This is a genomic window from Bradyrhizobium sp. (genome assembly GCF_016462955.1).
Lineage (GTDB): Bacteria > Pseudomonadota > Alphaproteobacteria > Rhizobiales > Xanthobacteraceae > Bradyrhizobium.
This window is the reverse complement of record NZ_JAEMSD010000425.1, coordinates 1-4,414: the sequence shown is the minus strand read 5'-3', so window position 1 is coordinate 4,414 and position 4,414 is coordinate 1. Positions and strand designations below refer to the sequence as shown.

2 protein-coding genes, 1 tRNA gene and 1 pseudogene are annotated in these 4,414 nt (G+C 65.0%); 3 read left to right on the top strand and 1 reads right to left on the bottom strand.

Features of this window, described 5'->3' with window-relative positions:
* Positions 1–1,011: pseudogene (locus tag JHD07_RS30545) on the bottom strand (alpha-2-macroglobulin family protein); the annotation flags it as partial.
* A 554-nt stretch (positions 1,012–1,565) separates the two neighbouring features.
* Here JHD07_RS30545 and JHD07_RS30540 point away from each other — a divergent pair.
* The 3 genes from JHD07_RS30540 to JHD07_RS30530 all read left to right on the top strand — a co-directional run bounded on the left by JHD07_RS30540 (position 1,566) and on the right by JHD07_RS30530 (position 4,414).
* The gene (locus JHD07_RS30540) at positions 1,566–2,567 is read left to right on the top strand and encodes a helix-turn-helix transcriptional regulator (RefSeq protein WP_291628883.1); all 1,002 of its coding nucleotides are present in this window, start codon (positions 1,566–1,568) and stop codon (positions 2,565–2,567) included.
* A 124-nt stretch (positions 2,568–2,691) separates the two neighbouring features.
* Complete coding sequence (locus tag JHD07_RS30535) at positions 2,692–4,125, top strand: amidase family protein (protein WP_291628880.1); 1,434 nt, start codon at positions 2,692–2,694, stop codon at positions 4,123–4,125.
* A 212-nt stretch (positions 4,126–4,337) separates the two neighbouring features.
* Positions 4,338–4,414, top strand: a tRNA-Arg gene (locus tag JHD07_RS30530).

Genomic DNA, 4,414 nt, shown 5'->3' with positions numbered 1-4,414 from the left:
ATCCGACAGCTGGTACTTCGACAGGGTCTTCTGGAAGTCGCTGTCGACCACCGTGTTGATCAGATTGCGGTCGCCGATCCGGAAGACGTTGATGTTGACCGCGGGCGTGTTGACGCTGACCACGGGAATGCCGCGCTGGCCGGTCCTGGGCAGCACATAGGCACGGCTGGTGAATCGCACGAACGGCTTGCGGTCGCGGACATAGACGTTGAACTCGGCCGATTTCGGCAGGCCCTCCTTCACCGTGGAAGGCAGGCCGGCGCGCAGATTGATGTTGTAGCGCTCGCCGTGCTTCAGCCCGTCGACGCAGAGCTGCTTGCCTTCGGCCGACAGCGCCGGCTTGTCCTGCCCCGCCAGCGCCAGGAACGGCGCGAAGTCGGTGCGCTTGGCGAGTTCTTCCGAGAACTGGAAGCAGGCGCGCGGGCTCGCAGAGTCGGAGTCGACGGTGTAGTCGAGCAGCCGGAAGCCGTGCTCGTCGCGCATCTTTTCATACTGGCCGCGGACGTCGGCAACCTCGCGCATGTCGAGCGACAGCCGCAGCGCGTCCAGCGCCGGCCGCCACAGCTTGCGTTCCGCCAGCGCCTTGCCGAGCACGGCGAGCGCGTCGGCCTCCTCGCCCGCATTGCCGGCGCGCAGATAGGCGATGTAAGCCGCGGTCGAGGCGCGCTCCAGCAGGAAGGTCTGCTCGCTCGAGCTCTTCGGCGAGATCTGGAAGATGACCCTGGCGAGCCGCAGCCAGTTGCCGGCATCCTCGGGCGTGGTCGCGGCGATCTGGCCGAGCACCGTGAGGCCGGTGCGGTAATCATTGCGCCGGAAGGCGGCGTCGGCGTCCGTCTTCAGCGTCGCGTTGGACTTGGCGACCGGCCCCGCCTCGCTCTTGATCTGAGCCTCCAGCTTGATCGCGGAATCGGCGAGGTCGTCGCGCTTGAAGGCTTTGTCGGCGGCCTGCGCAGCGACAAGGCCGAGCGCCAGGGCGGCGCAGATTGTGGCGGCGCGAACAAGACCGATCATGGAGGACTCCCGGAAATCGCGGACGAACCGCGAAGGCAGATGAAATGCGCGGAAAGGTGACGGACTCAAGGCGATTGAACCAGAGGTGAAAATCGTCGCGTTCGCCATGACAAGGCAAGCCCAAGCAGAACCGATCGAAACACCAGCGCGCACCGTTCGGATGGCACTAACATGCCTGATCCATCGAGCGGCGGCCGTGCCCTTGGCAGCGTTCCCGGCAACGTGATCCCTCGTCCAATTCGTTGCCACCTTGACCGGGCGCCCTGACACACCACCGTCCCGCTTTGTCGCGGCGACGAGCAAATCGGTTCGGTCAAGCTTGAGCGATGTCCCATTATTTCTCCCCCGAGATCGGCGGTCTTCGGCCGGGCCCTGCGCGACGTCTGAGATCAGCAATCCCGCTGGAATCCAGGCCGCCTCTGTGTGACACTGTCATGATACGAGCTTGAGACAGTTCAACTTGGGACCGCCGTGTCGTAAAGTGCGCAGCTGCGAGGAAAGAGCCATCATCCGCGTCCCGGCGCACGGACCGGCCGGCCTGGTGCACGGCTGACATGACCGTCCGTGACCCGCCCGGCACTGATCTTGCCCGGCGCGCCGGCGCCCTTTTGCTCGACCTTTACGCGATGGCGCGCGCACTGCCGCTCGATCGCTTTCAGGAAGCCACGCTTTCCCGGCTGCGCGACCAATTGCCGTTTCGGTCTGCCTATTGGGGCATGCTGCGGGCGCAGCCGCGCGGCGGGCTCACGCTACACTGCTCTTACGTCGACGTTCTGCCGCACGACTTCGTGCGCGACTGGGAGGCCGTCAAGCACAAGGACGTCCTCGCCGCAAAGGTGATCGCCACTCCCGGCATCGCGGCCAGTGTCAGTGCGAATTCCATGGGACATGCCGAATTCGTCGCCATGGGAGAGCGGTTCGGCATCGCCAGCGCAATCTCGGTGGCGGTTGCCACCCCCGTCCCCTGCCTGCTCGCTTTTCTGTCGCTCTATCGGCCGGCCGATGCCCCGCAGTTCGACCATGCCGACCGGACGTTTCAGGAAATCGTCATGCCGCATATCGTGGCTGCCTGGCATACGAACCGCCTGCATCATGTCGAGGGCCTGCGGGCCGGCTTGGATCGCTTGCAGGAGGGCTTTGCCGTTGCCGACCGGCACGGCCTCATGCACGCAAGTGAAGCGACATTCGCCACGTTGCTGAGCCTCGAATGGCCGCGTTGGCGCGGGCCCGAATTGCCCCGCCTGCTGCGCGATACGGTGAACGCCGGTCACAGATATGATGGCCGGGCCATAAGCGTCGATGTCGTCCGCCACCGTGATCTGGCCGTGCTTCGCACCCGTCCCCGCGATGCGACCGACCGCCTCTCGCCGCGCGAAACGGAAATTGTCGCCTTGTACCGCGATGGCCGCTCCTACAAGGAGATCGCGGTGCATCTTGGCTGCTCGCCTTATACTGTACGCCACCATCTTCGCGCCATCTACGACAAGCTGGGCGTACGCAACAAGGTTGCGCTCCTGCATCGCACGAGCGGCATCAGCCCCACCATGAGGGGCTGACGCGGACCCGATCCCCGACGAAAACCGCGAGGGGTGGAACATCTGGTCGATGGCACCTCGCCCGCGATCCCGGTTTCCTGCTGCGAGGCTCTTGGAACGAGAGCCAGCATGTCAGGAGACAGAAATGAACCTCGACGACTATGCCCGTTACGACGGATTAGGCCTCGCCGCGCTGGTCCGCAGGGGTGAGGTCAGTGCAGCAGAGCTGGCGGCTGCCGCCCGCCTGGGCATCGAAAAGGTCAACCCCACCCTCAACGCCGTCATCGGCGAGATCGACGCGCAACCGCCTGCGTCGGCCACCGGTCCGTTCGCGGGGCTGCCGTTCCTGATCAAGGACCTCGTCATGCACGCCGAAGGCGTCCGCTGCGACATGGGCAGCAGGCTCGTCGACAACAGCTTCGTCTCGCCGCACGACACGGAGCTGATGCGCCGGTTCAAGGCTGCAGGCTTCGTCGCGATCGGTCGCACCAATACCCCGGAATTCGGATTTGCATCCACGACCGAACCGGTTCTCTACGGTCCGACACGCAACCCCTGGAATGTCGAGCGATCCCCCGGTGGCTCCAGCGGAGGTTCCTGCGCCGCGGTTGCGGCCGGCATCGTCCCGATCGCCCATGCCAATGATGGAGGCGGGTCGATCCGGATCCCGGCGGCGATGTGCGGCGTCGTCGGCTTGAAACCAACGCGGGGACGCACCCCGACCGGTCCCGAGTTCGGCCAACCGCTCCACGGCCTCGGCATCGAACACGTCGTGACACGGACCGTGCGCGATTGCGCGGCGGTGCTCGATTCGGTGCAGGGCCCGGGAATCGGCGACCCCTTCATCATTCCTCCGCCACCGCGTAGCTATGCCAGCGAAACCGCCGCTGCACCCAGCCGACTGCGCATCGCCGTGTCACTGGCGGGCATGAAGGGTGCGCGCGCCAAAGGCGAGGTGCGCGAGGCCGTCATGCGGGTCGCACGCGAACTGGAAAGTCTCGGTCACGAAGTGAGCGAAGCCTCTCCGGACTATGATGAAGAGATGTTCCACCGTGCCAATATCGTCTACTGGTGCGGCTTCCTGGCCGCGGGGGTTCTCGGCACCGCCCAGCTCAACGGACGCAAACCGTCGCTCGAAACGCTCGAAGCGACCACGCTCGCCTGCTACGAATATGGGTTAGGCCTGAAGCTCGTCGATTTGGAGATGGCCGACGCCTTCGCCAATATCGTCTGCCGATCGGTGGCGCCCTTCTTCAACGCCTACGACGTGCTGCTCACGCCGACTCTTGGAGAGCAAACGGTCGCCCTTGGACACATCGATGCAAATGACGCATCGCTGGATGCGCAAGGCTGGTACGATCGCCTGTTCAATCACGCCGCCTACACGGCCCTGTACAACATGACGGGCCAGCCTGCGATCAGCCTGCCCCTGACGACCGACTCGGAAGGAATGCCGCTCGGCATGCAGTTCGTGAGCCGTTTTGGCGCCGAGGATATCCTGCTGAGGCTGGCGGCCCAGCTCGAGCAAGCCCTGCCATGGGCGGGCCGTCATCCAGCCGTCCACGTCGGGAGCGTATAGTCCTCCCACAGGGCCGAGGTCGTCGCGCAACCATCCGGTGGGCAGGAAACCTGCTCACCACGCCTCCCCTGCCGACGCCCAACGACGATTAGGCGCCGCGTTGCTTACGTTTGCGGCGGATAGGGCTCGGTTCGGGCTTGGCGTGGCCGCGGATTTTTCATATTTGCCGTGATAGAAGTCCGGCAGGCCTTAACCAAGGCCGGCACGGCGACGGTCCCGTAGCTCAACTGGATAGAGTAGCGGATTTCTACTCCGCGGGTTGCAGGTTCGAGTCCTGCCGGGATCGCCA

What these genes read in the sequence shown, in the direction of transcription:
- JHD07_RS30540 (WP_291628883.1), top strand. Translation starts at nt 1,566, where the DNA reads ATGACCGTCCGTGACCCGCCCGGCACTGATCTTGCCCGGCGCGCCGGC.
- JHD07_RS30535 (WP_291628880.1), top strand. Translation starts at nt 2,692, where the DNA reads ATGAACCTCGACGACTATGCCCGTTACGACGGATTAGGCCTCGCCGCG.